10 protein-coding genes, 10 tRNA genes and 3 rRNA genes are annotated in these 18,855 nt (G+C 45.8%); 5 read left to right on the top strand and 18 right to left on the bottom strand.

Features of this window, described 5'->3' with window-relative positions; translation table 11 throughout:
* Positions 1 to 15: 15 nt before the first annotated feature.
* The 14 genes from MKX35_RS25785 to MKX35_RS25720 form a co-directional block, all read right to left on the bottom strand.
* Positions 16 to 91: transfer RNA gene (locus tag MKX35_RS25785), tRNA-Lys, on the bottom strand.
* Positions 92 to 98: 7 nt separating this feature from the next.
* Positions 99 to 173: transfer RNA gene (locus MKX35_RS25780), tRNA-Gln, on the bottom strand.
* Between the two features lie 16 nt (positions 174 to 189).
* Positions 190 to 267: transfer RNA gene (locus tag MKX35_RS25775), tRNA-Asp, on the bottom strand.
* A 25-nt stretch (positions 268 to 292) separates the two neighbouring features.
* Positions 293 to 369 (bottom strand) — tRNA-Met (locus MKX35_RS25770).
* Between the two features lie 72 nt (positions 370 to 441).
* Positions 442 to 518 (bottom strand) — tRNA-Met (locus MKX35_RS25765).
* 17 nt (positions 519 to 535) lie between these two features.
* A tRNA-Val gene (locus tag MKX35_RS25760) sits at positions 536 to 611 on the bottom strand.
* A 6-nt stretch (positions 612 to 617) separates the two neighbouring features.
* Positions 618 to 689: transfer RNA gene (locus tag MKX35_RS25755), tRNA-Glu, on the bottom strand.
* A 16-nt stretch (positions 690 to 705) separates the two neighbouring features.
* Positions 706 to 798 (bottom strand) — tRNA-Ser (locus MKX35_RS25750).
* A gap of 5 nt (positions 799 to 803) precedes the next feature.
* Positions 804 to 879 (bottom strand) — tRNA-Asn (locus MKX35_RS25745).
* A gap of 3 nt (positions 880 to 882) precedes the next feature.
* Positions 883 to 959, bottom strand: a tRNA-Ile gene (locus tag MKX35_RS25740).
* 58 nt (positions 960 to 1,017) lie between these two features.
* Positions 1,018 to 1,134, bottom strand: a 5S ribosomal RNA gene (rrf, locus tag MKX35_RS25735).
* A 75-nt stretch (positions 1,135 to 1,209) separates the two neighbouring features.
* Positions 1,210 to 4,138 (bottom strand): 23S ribosomal RNA (locus tag MKX35_RS25730).
* Between the two features lie 231 nt (positions 4,139 to 4,369).
* Positions 4,370 to 5,927, bottom strand: a 16S ribosomal RNA gene (locus MKX35_RS25725).
* Together the 16S, 23S and 5S rRNA genes with 10 tRNA genes alongside form the textbook arrangement of a ribosomal RNA operon.
* 470 nt (positions 5,928 to 6,397) lie before the next feature.
* The gene (locus MKX35_RS25720; protein WP_081383003.1) at positions 6,398 to 10,756 is read right to left on the bottom strand and encodes an S-layer homology domain-containing protein; all 4,359 of its coding nucleotides are present in this window, start codon (positions 10,754 to 10,756) and stop codon (positions 6,398 to 6,400) included.
* A 167-nt stretch (positions 10,757 to 10,923) separates the two neighbouring features.
* Between MKX35_RS25720 and MKX35_RS25715 the strand changes: the two genes are divergently transcribed.
* Positions 10,924 to 11,049 (top strand): DUF4023 domain-containing protein, encoded by a 126-nt coding sequence (locus MKX35_RS25715; protein ID WP_052404154.1) that lies wholly within the window; start codon positions 10,924 to 10,926, stop codon positions 11,047 to 11,049.
* Between the two features lie 112 nt (positions 11,050 to 11,161).
* Here the strand turns inward: MKX35_RS25715 and MKX35_RS25710 are convergent, their stop codons facing one another.
* Entirely contained in the window at positions 11,162 to 11,866 is a 705-nt protein-coding gene (locus MKX35_RS25710; protein ID WP_076287050.1) for a hypothetical protein, read from the bottom strand.
* 187 nt (positions 11,867 to 12,053) lie between these two features.
* Positions 12,054 to 12,575, bottom strand: a complete 522-nt coding sequence (locus MKX35_RS25705) for a GNAT family N-acetyltransferase (RefSeq protein WP_076300319.1) — start codon at positions 12,573 to 12,575, stop codon at positions 12,054 to 12,056.
* A gap of 164 nt (positions 12,576 to 12,739) precedes the next feature.
* Between MKX35_RS25705 and mbcS the strand changes: the two genes are divergently transcribed.
* On the top strand, positions 12,740 to 14,335 hold the full coding sequence (mbcS, locus tag MKX35_RS25700) for an acyl-CoA synthetase MbcS (RefSeq protein ID WP_076300318.1): 1,596 nt from the start codon (positions 12,740 to 12,742) through the stop codon (positions 14,333 to 14,335).
* A gap of 80 nt (positions 14,336 to 14,415) precedes the next feature.
* On the opposite strand, the gene MKX35_RS25695 is transcribed toward mbcS, so the two are convergent.
* Both MKX35_RS25695 and MKX35_RS25690 read right to left on the bottom strand, forming a co-directional pair.
* The gene (locus MKX35_RS25695; RefSeq protein WP_076300317.1) at positions 14,416 to 14,994 is read right to left on the bottom strand and encodes a hypothetical protein; all 579 of its coding nucleotides are present in this window, start codon (positions 14,992 to 14,994) and stop codon (positions 14,416 to 14,418) included.
* A gap of 11 nt (positions 14,995 to 15,005) precedes the next feature.
* Positions 15,006 to 15,446, bottom strand: coding sequence for a HEAT repeat domain-containing protein (locus MKX35_RS25690; RefSeq protein WP_042184977.1), 441 nt, complete (start codon positions 15,444 to 15,446; stop codon positions 15,006 to 15,008).
* A gap of 227 nt (positions 15,447 to 15,673) precedes the next feature.
* Between MKX35_RS25690 and MKX35_RS25685 the strand changes: the two genes are divergently transcribed.
* From MKX35_RS25685 to MKX35_RS25675, 3 genes are read left to right on the top strand one after another with little or no spacing between them, the layout of a single operon-like run.
* Positions 15,674 to 16,162, top strand: coding sequence for a DUF4358 domain-containing protein (locus MKX35_RS25685; protein WP_042184975.1), 489 nt, complete (start codon positions 15,674 to 15,676; stop codon positions 16,160 to 16,162).
* Between the two features lie 6 nt (positions 16,163 to 16,168).
* Positions 16,169 to 17,554: an MBOAT family O-acyltransferase gene (locus tag MKX35_RS25680; protein WP_076300316.1), complete on the top strand. Its 1,386-nt coding sequence runs from the start codon at positions 16,169 to 16,171 to the stop codon at positions 17,552 to 17,554.
* A gap of 13 nt (positions 17,555 to 17,567) precedes the next feature.
* The gene (locus MKX35_RS25675) at positions 17,568 to 18,707 is read left to right on the top strand and encodes a DHHW family protein (RefSeq protein ID WP_076300315.1); all 1,140 of its coding nucleotides are present in this window, start codon (positions 17,568 to 17,570) and stop codon (positions 18,705 to 18,707) included.
* Positions 18,708 to 18,855 lie beyond the last annotated feature (148 nt).

The raw sequence follows: 18,855 nt of genomic DNA, 5'->3' as shown, positions 1-18,855 counted from the left end.
ACACTTTAAAAATAATGGTGAGCCATGAAGGACTCGAACCTTCGACACCCTGATTAAAAGTCAGGTGCTCTACCAACTGAGCTAATGGCTCTCATAAATGGCTGGGGATATAGGATTTGAACCTATGCATGACGGAGTCAAAGTCCGTTGCCTTACCGCTTGGCTAATCCCCAACAATAATTAACTAAATGGCGGAACCGACGAGATTCGAACTCGCGATCTCCTGCGTGACAGGCAGGCATGTTAGGCCAACTACACCACGGTTCCATAGACATAATGCATAAGAGTAAATTGGTTGCGGGGGCAGGATTTGAACCTGCGGCCTTCGGGTTATGAGCCCGACGAGCTACCGGGCTGCTCCACCCCGCGTCATTTAATAATTATATACTATTCATTTACACTACGCCAGCTAGTCCCAAAACATCATGCTTAAGGAAAATTTGGTTGCGGGGGCAGGATTTGAACCTGCGGCCTTCGGGTTATGAGCCCGACGAGCTACCGGGCTGCTCCACCCCGCGTCGTTCTTAAATGAATATGGTGGAGGCTGAGGGGATCGAACCCCCGACCCTCTGCTTGTAAGGCAGATGCTCTCCCAGCTGAGCTAAGCCTCCATGTTATGACCCGTATGGGATTCGAACCCATGTTACCTCCGTGAAAGGGAGGTGTCTTAACCCCTTGACCAACGGGCCATGCTAATAAACTTTGTGGCGGAGAGAGAGGGATTCGAACCCTCGAGACGCTTGTGGCGCCTACACGATTTCCAATCGTGCTCCTTCGGCCAAACTCGGACACCTCTCCATAAATGGCTCCCCGAACAGGACTCGAACCTGTGACAACTCGATTAACAGTCGAGTGCTCTACCAACTGAGCTATCAGGGAATATGGTGGGCCTTAGTGGACTCGAACCACCGACCTCACCCTTATCAGGGGTGCGCTCTAACCAGCTGAGCTAAAGGCCCTTTTTAAGACACATCAATATTAAGGGCAAAAAAAATACCACGGGTAATGTGGTTGTCCGCTTGGCGACGTCCTACTCTCCCAGGACCCTTCGGTCCAAGTACCATCGGCGCTGGAGGGCTTAACGGTCGTGTTCGGGATGGGTACGTGTGGAACCCCTCCGCTATCGCCACCAAACGGGCATTTACATCGTAAATGCTCAGGCTTGAGTCGCCTGAAAACTGAATCCGAATTGAATTTGCGTTTTAAGTATAGGATAAGCCCTCGACCGATTAGTATTGGTCAGCTCCATGCATTACTGCACTTCCACCTCCAACCTATCTACCTCGTCGTCTTCAAGGGGTCTTACTAATTGGGAAATCTCATCTTGAGGGGGGCTTCACGCTTAGATGCTTTCAGCGCTTATCCCGTCCGTACGTAGCTACCCAGCCATGCTTCTGGCGAAACAACTGGTGCACCAGCGGTACGTCCATCCCGGTCCTCTCGTACTAAGGACAGCTCCTCTCAAATTTCCTGCGCCCACGACAGATAGGGACCGAACTGTCTCACGACGTTCTGAACCCAGCTCGCGTACCGCTTTAATGGGCGAACAGCCCAACCCTTGGGACCTACTTCAGCCCCAGGATGCGATGAGCCGACATCGAGGTGCCAAACCTCCCCGTCGATGTGGACTCTTGGGGGAGATAAGCCTGTTATCCCCAGGGTAGCTTTTATCCGTTGAGCGATGGCCCTTCCATGCGGTACCACCGGATCACTAAGTCCGACTTTCGTCCCTGCTCGACTTGTAGGTCTCGCAGTCAAGCTCCCTTATGCCTTTGCACTCTTCGAATGATTTCCAACCATTCTGAGGGAACCTTGGAACGCCTCCGTTACTCTTTAGGAGGCGACCGCCCCAGTCAAACTGCCCGCCTGACACGGTCCCCGTACCCGGTAAGGGTACTAGGTTAGAACCTAGATACGATCAGGGTGGTATCCCAACGGCGCCTCCACCGAAGCTTGCGCTCCGATTTCTACGGCTCCCACCTATCCTGTACAGATCGTACCCAAATTCAATATCAAGCTGCAGTAAAGCTCCATGGGGTCTTTCCGTCTTGTCGCGGGTAACCTGCATCTTCACAGGTATTAAAATTTCACCGGATCTCTCGTTGAGACAGCGCCCAAGTCGTTACGCCATTCGTGCGGGTCAGAATTTACCTGACAAGGAATTTCGCTACCTTAGGACCGTTATAGTTACGGCCGCCGTTTACTGGGGCTTCGGTTCATAGCTTCGGGTTACCCCTAACCACTCCCCTTAACCTTCCAGCACCGGGCAGGCGTCAGCCCGTATACTTCGCCTTGCGGCTTCGCACAGACCTGTGTTTTTGCTAAACAGTCGCTTGGGCCTTTTCACTGCGGCCCCCTCGTGCTATTCACACTACCGGGGCACCCCTTCTCCCGAAGTTACGGGGTCATTTTGCCGAGTTCCTTAACGAGAGTTCTTCCGCGCGCCTCAGAATTCTCTTCTCGCCTACCTGTGTCGGTTTGCGGTACGGGCACCTTCTCCTGGCTAGAGGCTTTTCTTGGCAGTGTGAGATCATGACCTTCGCTACTGTAATTTTCGCTCCCCATCACAGCCCAGCCTTAATGATGTGCGGATTTGCCTACACATCAGCCTCACTGCTTAGACGGACATATCCATCAGTCCGCGTCACTACCCTCCTGCGTCACCCCATCGCTCATAGCGGATTACGGTGGTACAGTAATTTCAAACTGTTGTCCTTCGACTACGCCTTTCGGCCTCGCCTTAGGTCCCGACTTACCCTGAGCGGACGAGCCTTCCTCAGGAAACCTTGGGCTTTCGGCGGATCAGATTCTCACTGATCTTTTCGTTACTCATACCGGCATTCTCACTTGTATGCTGTCCAGCGCTCCTTACGGTACACCTTCAACCCACATACAACGCTCCCCTACCCCAGATACATACGTATCTAGCCATAGCTTCGGTGGTGTGTTTAGCCCCGTTACATTTTCGGCGCAGAGTCACTCGACCAGTGAGCTATTACGCACTCTTTCAATGGTGGCTGCTTCTAAGCCAACATCCTGGTTGTCTGTGCAACTCCACATCCTTTCCCACTTAACACACACTTGGGGACCTTAGCTGATGGTCTGGGCTGTTTCCCTTTTGACAATGGATCTTAGCACTCACTGTCTGACTCCCGGCAATAAGTATATGGCATTCGGAGTTTGACTGAGCTTGGTAATCCTTGCGGACCCCGCACCCAATCAGTGCTCTACCTCCACTACTCTTATACCGAGGCTAGCCCTAAAGCTATTTCGGGGAGAACCAGCTATCTCCGAGTTCGATTGGAATTTCTCCGCTACCCCCACCTCATCCCCGCATTTTTCAACATGCGTGGGTTCGGGCCTCCAGTGCGTGTTACCGCACCTTCACCCTGGACAGGGGTAGATCACACGGTTTCGGGTCTACGTCCACATACTGAGTCGCCCTATTCAGACTCGCTTTCGCTGCGGCTCCGTCTTCTCGACTTAACCTTGCATGTTAAACGTAACTCGCCGGTTCATTCTACAAAAGGCACGCCATCACCCATAGATAGGGCTCTGACTTTTTGTAAGCACACGGTTTCAGGTTCTATTTCACTCCCCTTCCGGGGTGCTTTTCACCTTTCCCTCACGGTACTGTTTCACTATCGGTCGCCAGGTAGTATTTAGCCTTAGCAGATGGTCCTGCTGGATTCATACGGGGTTTCACGTGCCCCGCACTACTCGGGATCCGTCTCGGAGAGAACACAGTTTAGGCTACAGGGCTTTTACCTCTATCGCGGGCCTTTCCAGACCTCTTCACCTACCATATTCCTTTGTAACTCCATGTGAGACGTCCCACAACCCCTAAGAGCAAGCTCTTAGGTTTAGGCTGTTCCGCGTTCGCTCGCCGCTACTGACGGAATCACTATTGTTTTCTCTTCCTCAGGGTACTTAGATGTTTCAGTTCCCCTGGTCTGCCTCTACATCTCCTATGTGTTCAGAGATGAGTAACTGCGAATTACCACAGCTGGGTTTCCCCATTCGGACACCCCCGGATCAAAGCTTGCTTACAGCTCCCCGAGGCAGTTTCGTTGTTCGCCACGTCCTTCGTCGGCTCCTGGCGCCTAGGCATCCTCCGTGTGCTCTTATTAGCTTAACCTTGATTTTTCCTAAGAAAAATCTCACTAATAACATTTACTTGTTTACACAAGTTGCTAAAAGATGTTCTAAAACGCAAATTCGTTTCGGTATCCAGTTTTCAAGGATCAAGTCTTACTGAGAGCTTAAACTCTCAAAACTGAGCAACGAGTGAGTAACAGGCCTAAACCTGAGATTTGGAAGTTTAACTTCCGATTTGAATGTCTTCATTGCAGAAGACGATTCTCCATAGAAAGGAGGTGATCCAGCCGCACCTTCCGATACGGCTACCTTGTTACGACTTCACCCCAATCATCTACCCCACCTTCGGCGGCTGGCTCCCTTGCGGGTTACCCCACCGACTTCGGGTGTTGTAAACTCTCGTGGTGTGACGGGCGGTGTGTACAAGACCCGGGAACGTATTCACCGCGGCATGCTGATCCGCGATTACTAGCAATTCCGACTTCATGCAGGCGAGTTGCAGCCTGCAATCCGAACTGAGACCGGCTTTGATGGGATTGGCTTCACCTCGCGGTTTCGCTTCCCGTTGTACCGGCCATTGTAGTACGTGTGTAGCCCAGGTCATAAGGGGCATGATGATTTGACGTCATCCCCACCTTCCTCCGGTTTGTCACCGGCAGTCACTCTAGAGTGCCCAGCTTAACCTGCTGGCAACTAAAGTTAAGGGTTGCGCTCGTTGCGGGACTTAACCCAACATCTCACGACACGAGCTGACGACAACCATGCACCACCTGTCTCCTCTGTCCCGAAGGCCGCCACTATCTCTAGTGGATTCAGAGGGATGTCAAGACCTGGTAAGGTTCTTCGCGTTGCTTCGAATTAAACCACATACTCCACTGCTTGTGCGGGTCCCCGTCAATTCCTTTGAGTTTCAGTCTTGCGACCGTACTCCCCAGGCGGAGTGCTTACTGTGTTAACTTCGGCACCAAGGGTATCGAAACCCCTAACACCTAGCACTCATCGTTTACGGCGTGGACTACCAGGGTATCTAATCCTGTTTGCTCCCCACGCTTTCGCGCCTCAGCGTCAGTTACAGCCCAGAAAGTCGCCTTCGCCACTGGTGTTCCTCCACATATCTACGCATTTCACCGCTACACGTGGAATTCCACTTTCCTCTTCTGTACTCAAGTCACCCAGTTTCCAGTGCGACCTCAGGTTGAGCCCAAGGTTTAAACACCAGACTTAAATGACCGCCTGCGCGCGCTTTACGCCCAATAATTCCGGACAACGCTTGCCCCCTACGTATTACCGCGGCTGCTGGCACGTAGTTAGCCGGGGCTTTCTTCTCAGGTACCGTCATTCCGATAGCAGTTACTCTACCGGACGTTCTTCCCTGGCAACAGAGCTTTACGATCCGAAAACCTTCATCACTCACGCGGCGTTGCTCCGTCAGACTTTCGTCCATTGCGGAAGATTCCCTACTGCTGCCTCCCGTAGGAGTCTGGGCCGTGTCTCAGTCCCAGTGTGGCCGTTCACCCTCTCAGGTCGGCTACGCATCGTCGCCTTGGTGGGCCGTTACCCCACCAACTAGCTAATGCGCCGCAGGCCCATCCCTCAGTGACAGATTGCTCCGTCTTTCATTCTTTCTTCAGGAGAAAAAAGAAATTATCCGGTATTAGCTACCGTTTCCGGTAGTTATCCCAGTCTAAGGGGCAGGTTGCCTACGTGTTACTCACCCGTCCGCCGCTAAGTTATTTTGAAAGCAAGCTTTCAAAATAACTCCGCTCGACTTGCATGTATTAGGCACGCCGCCAGCGTTCGTCCTGAGCCAGGATCAAACTCTCCAATTAGTATTGAAAAGAGCGATATGCTCATTTTGAAACATCTGACGAGAAAATTAATTCTCTAATTTTGGATTTCACTTTCGTGATTCCCTACTCACTCGTTGTTCAGTTTTCAAAGATCAAGTTCTCGTTGGCGCCGTTTAATGTCTCAGCAGCAACTCTTATACTATATCACGTTCGGCCATTTAATGTCAAGCTCTTTTTTTAACTTCTTTTTCGAGCTCGGCATGTGTATTTCTTGGCCGGACTTAGAATATATCATGTATAGAGATTCATTGCAAGCATTATTTTAAAATTCATATTATTTTGTATTCTGTTACTTCTTCATCATAATAATCCACTTCCTTAGTGATGTTTTGGCAAAGTGATGGCCTCTTATAAAAAAAGCAATAAACACAAAAGAGCCCCAGCAGATAAGCTGAGACCCCTTTGTTCGATACAAGCTAAGCTTGAGTTCATTTCACGCAGATAATAGATTACTTCTGCCCTTTTTCTAATAATGCAAGGATTATGGTAACCGCCTCTGCTCTTGTTGCCTTCTGGTTAGGTGCAAATTTATTCTGCCCTACACCATTCACAAGGCCTGATTTCGCTGCCGCTGCAATATACGGCACTGCCCATGCTGGTACATCCTTAGCATCATTGAAGGTTAATGTCGCTTTAGGATCTACCGTAATACCAAGAGCGCGAACAACCATAACTGCTAATTCTGTACGTGTTAGCTCCTGTGTAGGACGGAATGTTCCATCATCATAGCCACTGATAATTTGCAGAGATACAGCCTGTGCCACAAAAGACTTAGCCCATGCTGGAATCTTCGCAGAATCCTTAAAGCTTGAAGTGTCACCATTCTCCGGCAATTGTAATGCACGTGCCAGCATTGTGATAAATTCAACCCGATTCACTTTCTGATTCGGACGGAAAGTATCATCCGGATAACCACTAACGAAGCCAGCTGCTACTGCTTTCTCGATAACAGCAGCCGCCCAGTGATTGCTAGTATCCGTTAAAGATGGCTTACTAACTGGCGTCGCAGTTGGTGAAGGCGCCGTTGTCGGTACTGGTGTTGCTGTTGGTGTTGCTGTCGGTTTTGTTGTTGGCGCTGTTGTTGGTGCTGTTGTTGGTGCTGTTGTTGGTGCTGTTGTTGGTGCTGTTGTCGGCTCTGTTGTTGGCGTTGGCGTTGGCGTTGGCGTTGGTGTTGGTGTTGGTGTTGGTGTTGGTGTTGGTGTTGGTGTTGGTGTCGGTGTCGGTGTCGGTGTAACTCCACCATTCTCATCGCCCTTAACAATACCGAACTCTTCAAGAACATATGGTCTAGCCTCATTAACATTCTGATCAATCTCATAAGATACAGCTGTCAGCTTCCCTGCATCTACAGTGATACCAACAAAGGTCTGAACTTGACCGCGCATTGGACGCGTAGCATCACTTGGGTCCGCTCCGTATTTAGCTGCTGTATTCTCATTGGCTACTTCAAAGAGATTATAGTAAGCATCTCCCAATTCTTTCTTCATGTTCTTATAGTAAACCTTCGCTCCTGCCGTAGCTGGAATCAGATAGATTGTTCCATCTGGGTTTACTGTGTACTCTACCGTTTGACCATTGAAGCTTTCCTTGATTTTCACTGTGTCTGCTGCAGTTCCGTCAGCCTTGATTGGCTTGGTTCGTGCATAGATATGATCGTGACCTTGAAGCACCAGGTCAATACCCAGTTCAGCCATCATTGGAGCGACTTTCGCTCTTTCTCCATTTGCGCCCATAATATCTTTGTCAGTAGCGTGGTTAGAGGTTGTGTATGGTCCTTTATGCATAGCGACGATAATCCACTTCGCTCCAGCAGCCTTCGCTGCTTTTACATCGGCCTTCATCCAATCCAACTGTGCTTTGCTGAAGTTAGCATATTCATCCGAATTCTCATTCGTGTTCAAGACTACAAAGTGCGCATTGCTGTAATCATAGGAATAGTATGCTCCTGTTTCTGTTGGTGAGCCTGCAGCTTCCTTAATATTGTAGTGCTCATAGAAGGCATTCGCTTTATCCTCATGGTTCCCCGCAACTGGAACAATAGTCGTATTTAGCAAGGTTTCCTGCGAATGGCCAAGCAACCAATTCCATTGTGATTCATTGGTTCCAGTATCTACGATATCTCCGTTAATCGCCACAAACTCAGCATTCGGGAATGTCGTAAGTGCTTTTGCCATCGTTTCTCCAGAAAGAATAGCCTCATCTTCGGTCTTAGCTTGTGTGTCCGCCAGATCGATGAAAGTAAATGCACCTGTCTTAGCAGCTGTTTCGAAAGTTCCCACTGCACTCCACAATCCCAGTGCTTTATCACCTACACGGAAGTAGTATTTCGTATCAGCCTTAAGGCCAGAAGCTTCAGCTTTATGAACTAATTCATCCTTTGAATTTCTGGAAACAGCTGAACGTCCTGTAAACTCAGCAGCTTTTGTAAAGTCTGGAGTAACGCCCGTGTTCTCTACAACCTGCAGGTCGTTTCCTGAAGATTTCAACGCTGTGTACCAAGTGAATCCTTTTGCACTCACTGGGTCGCCGTTAAAGGTAACTGTAACTTTTTTGATAGAATCGGTAGAAGCAATTTTAGCTTCTGAATTGGTTCTGTCACTTACCGCTTTGATAACAAATTGATAGGTTTGGTTCGGATTAGTATTTTCTACAGTGTAACTATAAGAAGTTTGACCTTCCGTATTAGGAACACTGAGAGTCCAGTTTGCAGATATCAGATCATTTTGCTCATAAATGCGATATCCTGATACCGGTGCACCGGATGCAGGCGCATCCCAAGTTAACGTGATTTTACCGCCATCTGCTACAGTAGCTTTTGCATTTTGCACAGGTTTAACAGCTACATCAGACTTATGAATGCTGTATTTATCATACAAGTCAGTAGATCCACCAGTTGTCGTGGTGTAGGCTTCGTATGAAAAATCATTATTCGTTACAGTCATTCCTGTGAACATTTCCTTACCAGGCTGCTCGTATTTAGCTGCAAAAGGAAACGGACCTGCGCCAACATTATATTTTTTATTACCCGCTGCATTTGTAATCAGGTATAACGTACCCTTAGGATCAGTTACCACTCCGTTTTTGTCCGGCTTAATATCCGTCAACGGCTGATTGTTGTACATTTGATAGCTTCTAGTATAGGTGTGGTCATGTCCTCCGATAACCATGTCAATACCAAGCTCATCAAATACCTTTGTCAAATTAGCTCTGTAATAGAGTACATCTGTATCATTTGTGTGACTGGCAACTGAATAAGGTGATTTATGCAAAAGCACAACCTTCCACTTCTGATCGCTTTTCGCGGCTTCACTGCGCAGCCACTCTACTTGTTTTTTGTAAATTTCGTTATTCTCAAGACTCGAGCTAGCACCATAATATTCTGTATTAATAACCATAAAGTGTGCTGAACCGTAGTCAAAAGAATATACCGAGCCATCTGGTTTTGCGCCCGTATTCGAGACATTAGGTAAATTAAAATGAGTTGTGTAATTGCTATAACTCTTACTTTCATGATTACCTACCAGTGGAACCAATGGAATATTTGCTAGAATATCCTTTGGTTTATTGAAGAACCATCCCCATTGTTCCTCAATATCACCGTTGTCTACCAAATCACCGGAATTCAGAATGAATTCACTTGTCGGGAATTTAGCCAATCCCTCTTGAAGGGTATGATTCCAAATATCAAAATCACCTTCAGTTGTACCTTGAGAGTCCGTTGTATATAAGAACTTAAATGCCTGATTACTGGAGCTTTCTGTTGTAAACGTTCCGATGTCACTCCAATTGTCAGCTTGTCCATCCCCAGCACGGTAAGCATACTCCGTTCCCGGCTGCAGATGATCAGCAATGACCTTATGGCTAGTCAGTACAACTGGTTTTTTAGCTGACTTATCCGCTTTGGTCATATACACGCTTGTTGTAACCGATGTTCCTTCGTAAGTTTGAACACCTACCGGGAACTGACCGTCCACTAATTTAGAAGCTTCTACTACTTCAAGCTTGGTACCCGTCACACTCTCAGGTGCATACCAGTTGAATCCCATACTAGTCTGAGGGTTTCCGTTAAAAGTCAGTGCGATGGACTCAGGCTTACCAACTCCAGGTTCTACAGGCTCTACTACCGGATAAGCAATCAGGTTCATATCCCAATAGAGGTCAGAGCTACCATCACTTGACTGATGCACCTCAGCTGAAAGCTCATTACTTCCGTCCTTCAAGTTAGCCTTTACTACTTCGGTAAGGTCTACCTTGGTATATTCGTTTGGATCACTTAAGTTAGTTGAACTTTTTGTTTGAAAATTAATTTCGCCCGCTGGCATAGCCTCACGGTAAATTTCTTTACCGTTCAAATATAGTACAGCTCCGTCATCAAATGCGAAATTACCCAAGATTTTATCGGATTTCGCAATCTCTTCCTTATTCACCGTTACGTTTGTACGGAAGTAAGAAGTACGATATTTCATACTCTTATTAGAACCGTAGCTTATATTTGTGTTCAGAGCACCAAATTGCTTGCTGCTGACTCCGGATCCACTATCTTTATAACCAAGCGGCGCTTGGCCAGACGCCCATGTTGAATCATCGTACACGGACCGCCATACCGTCCCTTGATCTGTTCCGTGATCTAGATACTTCCACGTAGAATTCCCTGCCAATAATGTAACAGGCTCTAACGATTGTAATTGCAGTAGTCCAGCATCCCCATTGCTGTCTTCAGCATAAGCTGGTATTCCTGTGAATGTAATTCCCAGTACCATAACGAAAGCTAAGGTCATGGATACAGCTTGTTTAAATAACCTATTCATAATCAGTCTCCCTTACTGTTCTATGAAATGCTTGCATCCATTTATAGTAACTATTAAATATTTTCGCAATGTCTTTATAAACATAGAAGTTTGTAAAGTACATCGTGTATGTATTCTTACAAAAGTGGTTACAGTAACGGCAAGGTTGCCAATCAAGGAGGATAAACATGGACGATACTCATGCTTTTGTAGAAAAAGTACATGACACCCAAAAGAAAGCTGAAAAGAATAAAGAAAATCACGGTAAAAGTACACCAAGTCAAAAGCTGCCAAATAAACAGCACAGTAAGTAAAAGCGTTTAAATCGTTGGCTCCCAAACACGACAAAGAAGCAGCAAGCCTCTCCAACTATGGGAGACTTGCTGCTTTACTTTTTAAGGCACAAAGATAAGTGCTAATGAGGGCTTATTTCGTCCATTTCACTACATTCACTGCTACTTTTTCTAATTGCGTCTTACTCAGTGTTTTATTCGGGGAACTAATAGTAACAAAACGATCATCCAGTTTATAGGTCAAGAACAACGAATCGGTAGATGGACTATACCATTTAGCTTCGGTTCCGTTAGAGAGCTTTACGGTTTCACCTTTATATTCGTAAGCGTAATCACGAGGAGAAATGTTCACCTTCATCTGCTTAAACAGAAAGTTCACACCATCATCTGAACCCACTACTTTTTGAAATGCGTCTCCACTCACCATTTGAGTAGGTGCATAGGCTGTTTCAAAACCTTGGAAATTGGCGAAGGCTTTAACAATCTCTTGTTTCTGAGTGTTGCTGTATTGTACAGGAGTCAGAGAAATAGTGTCAGTCACCGAGCCTCCTGTACCAAGGATAACCTGATTGTTCACCGCATCAAAGGTCACAGGCACCTTCATCACATCAGCAATCGCACGTACAGGAAGATAGGTTGTATTGTTATACGTAATTGGTGCCAGTGCATTTCCTTTATTATCAACTGGCGTATAAGCCGTGCCATTCACCTTAAATCCAATGCTGTGATTGAGATATGCCGTAATTTTCTGAAGTTTAGTTCCTGCGTACACACCGGCTGATCCTGTGACTACCATCCCAAACACCATTGTTGCTATAATTATTTTTTTGTTTTTCATAAGTAAGCCCTCCTCGAAAGTTCCATCTTTGTTCTTACTTTAGCTCAAACAAAATAAGATTATGTCTCTAAGTTGTTTCTTACTTGTACCCATTTTGTAATTAAAAAAATCAAAATATCATTAATTCAAAAAAAATAAAAACAGCAACCCGCTTGTCCTAAAAAGGATCGTACGGATTGCTGTTAGATTAACTTTGATACGGCGTTGTAACCTTATACACTTCTGTATATAAAATTTCTCTATAAAGATTGAATTCTTCTACATCGACAGGGTTAGGGTAAGTCATAATTTGAAGCGGTAAATCCGCATTTCCCTCACGCAGAGGGGGCTGCACATAAGCATAAGGATTCAAATGGAAGCCCAGTCGCTCATAAAAGCCAATTCTCCGTTGTTCCATTTCACCCAGTGGCGGCTCTACTTCAAGAAGCACAGGCTTGCCCGACTGACGGATATATTCTTCCATCAGCTTTTTACCAATGCCCCCACCTCTTATACTTGGGTCCACGGCAATATGTTCTACAAATCGAAATCCTGGAAACTCCCAGCAAGCTATAAAAGCAATGATTTTCCCCTCAGCATTCACTTCGGTAATCAATCGATAATGTGGAACATCCAATAACTCCTGTTGCCCCTCATAGGTTCTGATCTCGGAGGTAGGAAAAGAGGCTTCCATAATAGCGAATATTTCATCAAAAGTTGTGTGATTCATAACATAGTTCTCACTTTCTGGATTTATATTTACACAAGTTATCTTAACCTTCTGAACCCTATGATATCAAATTTAGGCATCAAGGTACTAGTACCTGGTACTAGGATAACGTGCTATACTAAGCATAACAGTTATACACATCTTGTTTTATATAGGAGAGGTTCATATTGAATAATCAGCAGTGGATCGCACCTGAGTACTACAATCTCACTTCGGAAATGGAACGTCATGCTCCGGAAAAGATTGCGCTTAAGTGGTTGAATGAACAAGGAGACTACGAGGAGATCACTTACGGAGATCTTCGCAAGCAAGCTAACCAGCTTGCCGGAGGGCTCGCAGCACTCGGCCTTCAGCAAGGGGATCGTGTTCTTGTAATGGTTCCCCGTCGAATCATCGCTTATGTCATCTATTTAGCATGTCTGAAGCTAGGACTTGCCATTATCCCTTCATCAGAAATGCTTCGCGCAAAGGATTTATCTTATCGTCTGCGGCATTCCGAAGCCAGAGCTGTTATTGCCTGGTCCGAGGTCACTGATGAAGTTAATAAAATCTCGGACGATCTGCCTGCTCTGGATTACCGTCTTTCCGTATCCGGCGACCCTGACGAGCTCGGTCATGGATGGCTAGATCTGGAAGGCCTAATGATTGATCAGCCAGATAAATTCACAGCAGTCGAAAGCCACCGGGACGATATGGCGATCTTGGCATATACCTCTGGAACAACTGGCAACCCTAAAGCAGTCGTTCACAGTCATGGCTGGGGTTATGCTCACTTACGTATCACATCGCCTCAATGGCTCGATATCAAAGAAACCGACACCGTTTGGGCAACAGCAGCACCGGGCTGGCAGAAGTGGATCTGGAGCCCCTTCCTAACCGTCCTTGGCAACGGGGCGACCGGCTTTGTATATAGTGGATCTTTTCATCCTAAAAAATATTTGCAGTTGTTACAAGATCACAACATCGAGGTATTATGCTGTACGCCAACCGAATATCGCTTGATGGCCAAATTAGAAAATCTCAATCAGTATGACTTGTCCCACCTTCGCTGCGCGGTTTCCGCTGGAGAGCCTTTGAATCAAGAGGTTATCAACACCTTCCAGCGTGAATTCAATATCACGATTCGTGATGGTTACGGTCAAACAGAAAGTACGCTTATTATCGGTACTCTCAAAGATACACCTATCCGAATAGGTTCTATGGGTAAGTCTATTGCCCCTGGTCTAATTGAAGTGGTAGATGAGGACGGCATTCCGTTACCTGCTGGAGTTGTTGGAGATATCGCAGTGCACCTAAGCATGCCAGCGTTATTCCATACCTATTACAAAGACCCTGGCAGAAAAGAAAGCTCTACTCACGGCGAGTTCTTCATAACTGGTGACCGGGCACGGAAAGATGAAGAGGGTTATTTCTGGTTCGAGGGCCGTGGAGATGACATTATCATTAGTTCGGGCTACACCATAGGTCCTTTCGAAGTAGAAGAAGCCCTTATGAAACATGCTTCGGTTAAGGAATGCGCGGTCGTAGCAAGTCCGGATGAAATCCGCGGACACATCGTTAAAGCTTTTATTGTACTAAAAGATGAGACCGCCGCTTCTCCAGAGCTTGTGAAGGAGCTGCAATCCCATGTTAAAGAGTGGACCGCTCCTTATAAATATCCACGCAAAATCGAGTTCATTCAAGATCTTCCGAAGACAACCTCCGGAAAAATACGGAGAGTAGAGCTTCGCGAGCAGGAGAAACGTGCTGCGCAGGAGTAACATAACAGTAGATATTTAATAAACAAAGAGCAGCTAGTCCATAATAGGACTGCTGCTCTTCTTTATAGGGTATCAGCTTGTTACTCGGACCAATATTTCGCATCCGGGTTTAAAGCCGCGCCTACTTCGCCCTCTTTTACTAAATCGCAATCGAGGTAACCCTCTTCATCCAGGAAATAAACCTCCTGCTTGTAGAACTCACATAAAGTCTCCAGGAACTTTTCAGGTGATTCATACATAACAATCAGATCCCCAAAATCATGCAGCAGGTCACATACACGTTCCACACCATCTGCAGATTTATAGTAACAAATGAAGTCGCTACCGTAGTTCGTTAAGATCGGCAAGATAACTCCATCCACTTGATGGCCTTTTTCCTCCAATATTCCAGCTAAAATCTTCATCTCTGCTTCATATTCATTAATATGAATTAGACGATATCCTGGAATAAATTCGATCAGACTTGGTTCTTCTTCCTCACTGCTTGTACCCGAAACTGTGTTATAAATGGCCTTCAGCAGTTCAGGGGCTTCCGGAAAAATCGCCGTAATCTCCGCTTCATTATCACCGTTACCTAAGCTGGCAATATAGTCAGGACGTAAGTCAGCGGAAAGCTTAAGATATTCTTGAAATTGTTCTGTCAATTTGTTAGTTTGCATGTTGTCATCCTTTACTTGTTCGAGGAATTCCACATCTTCATCAGCCAAGCATCAAAGTCAGCGCCCTTTTCGCCTTCGTAAATATCGTACACGTCGATTCTCATCTTCTTCAGTTTCTCTTTGAAATCTTCGTACGAATGATCTCTTGGCAAGCTCTTCTTGATTCTCAGGAGTATTTTGGATACGCCTTTTACTAGCTCCGGTTTATTCTTGGACGGTGCTTTAACATCTTCGCCGAATGCCTTCAGTTTAAGGTAAGCCGCTTCTTGAACTGTATATACAGGATCGCTCTCCATTAAACGCGTCAGGATATCGATAATTTGTTTGTGGTTAGTCTGTCCCAGTTCTTCAACAGCTTCTAGACGGGCTCTCCAATCCGCAGAGCGGTTGGCAGCTTTCTTTAATTCCTCGTAATTCTCCGGTAGTCCATTATTGTTCAGTTCTTCGATCATTCCGTTCAATCCCCTTCTATTCAAAACTATCTATCTAACATTAACAGTATAACCAACCATTGCGCAAGCTAAGAGAGGAAGATCTTTGCATGACCTTTTCCTTCAAACATATTTCCACAAAATTGGGGTAAAGTATTCGAAAGAAAGTGTCCCGCAACATTCTATAGAATCTTTACGTTAGTTAACTAGAGAAACGTAGATCAAACACACCAAGGAGAGTGACCTAATTGAAAAAACATACCTTCATTCTAGCGTTAACTATTGTATTAAGTGTAATGCTTAGTGCCTGTTCCAGTAGTAACAATGAAGCCGTTGTCGAAACCAATCTGACGCCGAAAGAAATGATCGACGAGATGCTCGCAAAAGTGGAACAGCCTTCATTAATGGAAGTTGAAGAAGATATGGTGGCTCAGCTGTACCATCTAGCTCCATCATTACTTGAAGATTATAGCATTAGAATGCCAATGATGAATGTGAAAAGTAACGAAATTGCCATTTTAAAAGTTAAAGATGCAAAAGATATCTCTACGGTCGAAACCGCCGTCAAAGAGCGTGCGACTGATATTCAAAAGCAATTCGAACAATACCTTCCGGATCAGTATGAGAACGCCCAAAATTATAAGCTGGTCACAAAAGGCAATTACATCTTATTCGTAATTTCGGAGAGTGCTGATCAGCTGGTGACTGAATTTGATACCTTGTTTACTAAAAAATAATTAGCGATGGTATTCAGCAGCCTCCTGTTCCTATTCCTGTTCCTGCCGGCTGTCCTTGCACTCTACTATGTTGCGCCTTGGCGAATCAAAAACCTCATATTGTTCTTAAGCAGTCTGGTGTTTTATGCTTGGGGCGAACCCGTCTACATTGTAATTATGTTGCTGTCCACCATTACGGATTACGGCTTTGGTCTACTTCTTAGTAGACCGAAGCTAACTAAGGTACAGCGCAAGTGGATTGTGGTTAGCTCTATGGTTATTAACCTGGGCTTATTGTCGTATTTCAAATATGCAGATTTTCTCATCCAAAATGTAAATGAACTCCTCGGTACTCATATCCCATTAACTGATTTACCACTACCTATTGGGATTTCGTTCTATACCTTTCAATCCATGTCGTACATCATTGACGTATACAGAGGAACTGCTAAAGCACAGCGAAATTGGATTGATTTCGGTACGTTTGTAGCCTTGTTCCCACAATTAGTAGCCGGTCCTATCGTTCAATACAACACCATTGCAGAGCAATTACGAGCGCGTTCGGTGGATATCCCCATGTTCGCAGAGGGTGTACGAAGATTCATTATCGGACTAGCCAAAAAAGTGCTGCTTGCCAATAACATCGGTTTGCTCTGGCACACCATCTCCAGCTCCAATCTAGATTCCATGCCTGCTTTAACCGCTTGGATTGGCATTATTGCATTTGCTTTTCAGATCTATTTTGATTTCAGTGGATATTCGGATATGGCGATTGGCCTCGGACTTATGTTCGGCTTCCGCTTTAACGAGAACTTCAACAAACCTTATATTTCACAGAGCATTACCGACTTCTGGCGGAGATGGCATATTTCCCTTAGCAGTTGGTTTCGTGACTACGTATATATCCCGCTTGGAGGCAACCGCCGGGGTTTAGGCATTCAAGTGCGCAATATCCTCATCGTCTGGCTGTTGACGGGAATCTGGCACGGAGCAAGCTGGAATTTTCTACTCTGGGGATTATACTTTGGGGTTATTCTTATCTTTGAAAAATGGTGGGGATTAAAGCTACTGAGCCGCCTACCGCGCTGGGTTAGGCATCTATATGCCATTGTACTTATTCTCGTCGGATGGGTCTTGTTCGCCTTTGAAGAACTTCCATTGGTGCTTAGTTATTTGCAAGCGATGCTCGGCTTTAACGGTCAGCCATTGTGGGATACCACTACTTTATACTTCACTTACACAAACGCGATTCTACTTGTGGTACTAACTTTAGCATCCGTGCCTTTGAAACTCTTCAAGCGTATGGATGATAGAACGATCCCTTCTCTGATTTGGTATGGTGTGCTGTTCTTCCTATCTGTCGCTTACTTAGTGGATGCTACCTTTAACCCATTCTTATATTTCCGATTCTAGGGGGTGATTGTTTATGAAGCAGAGAACGGATCGAATACTAGTGGTAGGATTTGTCGCGACGCTGTTTCTGGTGGGTATAACCTTTTTCTTATTGCCACTTCAACGTTTCTCTGAGCTAGAAAACCGATATTTGCAAAGCGCTCCCCAACTGACATGGGACAATTTATTATCCCACACCTACGCGGAAGAGGCGGAAAGCTTCGTAACCGATCACTTCCCTTTTCGCGCCAAATGGGTATGGGTGAAATCGGCGATGGAGCAAATGAGGTTGCAGCAAGAGAATAACGGAATTTATAAGGGGAAAGATGGCTACTTATTCGAAAAATTTGAGGCACCTGATCACAATAAGGTTCAGCAATATACAGCGGCTGTGAAGCGTTTTGCCGATAAAAATGCGGAAGCCAAAACGACCTTTCTGCTTGCGCCGACATCGGTAGGCTTGTACAACGAGCGTCTGCCCTGGTTAGCACCCGTATATTCGCAAGCCGAGGTGAATCAAACGATTGCTGAGGATGTAGGGGATAGCCTTACTTTTATAAATGGATTTAATGTTCTTGCTCCTCATGCCGCAGAGGACATTTATTATCGGACCGATCATCACTGGACAACCTACGGCGCTTATTTGGCTTACATAGCTTATGCTAAAAGTATGGGATGGCAACCTCTGTCCCAGAGCGAATTCGAGATTGAGACGGTTAGCGATTCGTTCCTTGGAAGCTACCATACGCGGAGTCAATTTAACGGAGTGGCGCCAGATTCCATTCAAATGTATAAGCCAGTTCATGATGTATCCACCAAGATGCATATTGTAGATACGGGTGAGACTTTAACAAGTATGTACGATCCAAGCTATCTGGAGAAAAAAGATAAATACTCTTATTTCCTAGGCGGCGTTCATGCCCTTATGAAAATCACAAGTCAGCTTGATCCTAAAGTGGTCAAACAGGAGAAGCTGCTCGTCATCAAGGACTCCTATGCGCATAGTGTCATCCCTTTTTTGACTCAGCATGTACCGGAAATCCACGTGATCGACATTCGTTATTATAACGGGAGTATCAGCGAGTACATGGCTCAGAATGATATTAAGGATGCATTGATGCTCTTTAATACAGCTACTTTTGTTGATAATGCTTCGATCTTGAAGCTGAATTGATGATATAGTGATGGATTAGGTGATGGCTAAGGAGATAATACGATAAATCTGGTGACGGGACGTAACTGCGGGAAGTTTGGACTTTCGGTCGCTGTTGTCTCCAGATGTTTTTGATTTCACCGCTATCAGCGGATAACATCCGGAGACA

Origin of the sequence: Paenibacillus sp. FSL R5-0923, from assembly GCF_038009145.1 — a bacterium.
In the GTDB taxonomy this organism is placed as follows: Bacteria; Bacillota; Bacilli; order Paenibacillales; family Paenibacillaceae; genus Paenibacillus_AQ.
This window is presented reverse-complemented; position numbering and strand designations above follow the sequence as displayed.

What these genes read in the sequence shown, in the direction of transcription:
- MKX35_RS25720 (WP_081383003.1), bottom strand. Translation starts at nt 10,756, where the DNA reads ATGAATAGGTTATTTAAACAAGCTGTATCCATGACCTTAGCTTTCGTT.
- MKX35_RS25715 (WP_052404154.1), top strand. Translation starts at nt 10,924, where the DNA reads ATGGACGATACTCATGCTTTTGTAGAAAAAGTACATGACACCCAAAAG.
- MKX35_RS25710 (WP_076287050.1), bottom strand. Translation starts at nt 11,866, where the DNA reads ATGAAAAACAAAAAAATAATTATAGCAACAATGGTGTTTGGGATGGTA.
- MKX35_RS25705 (WP_076300319.1), bottom strand. Translation starts at nt 12,575, where the DNA reads ATGAATCACACAACTTTTGATGAAATATTCGCTATTATGGAAGCCTCT.
- MKX35_RS25695 (WP_076300317.1), bottom strand. Translation starts at nt 14,994, where the DNA reads ATGCAAACTAACAAATTGACAGAACAATTTCAAGAATATCTTAAGCTT.
- MKX35_RS25690 (WP_042184977.1), bottom strand. Translation starts at nt 15,446, where the DNA reads ATGATCGAAGAACTGAACAATAATGGACTACCGGAGAATTACGAGGAA.
- MKX35_RS25680 (WP_076300316.1), top strand. Translation starts at nt 16,169, where the DNA reads ATGGTATTCAGCAGCCTCCTGTTCCTATTCCTGTTCCTGCCGGCTGTC.
- MKX35_RS25675 (WP_076300315.1), top strand. Translation starts at nt 17,568, where the DNA reads ATGAAGCAGAGAACGGATCGAATACTAGTGGTAGGATTTGTCGCGACG.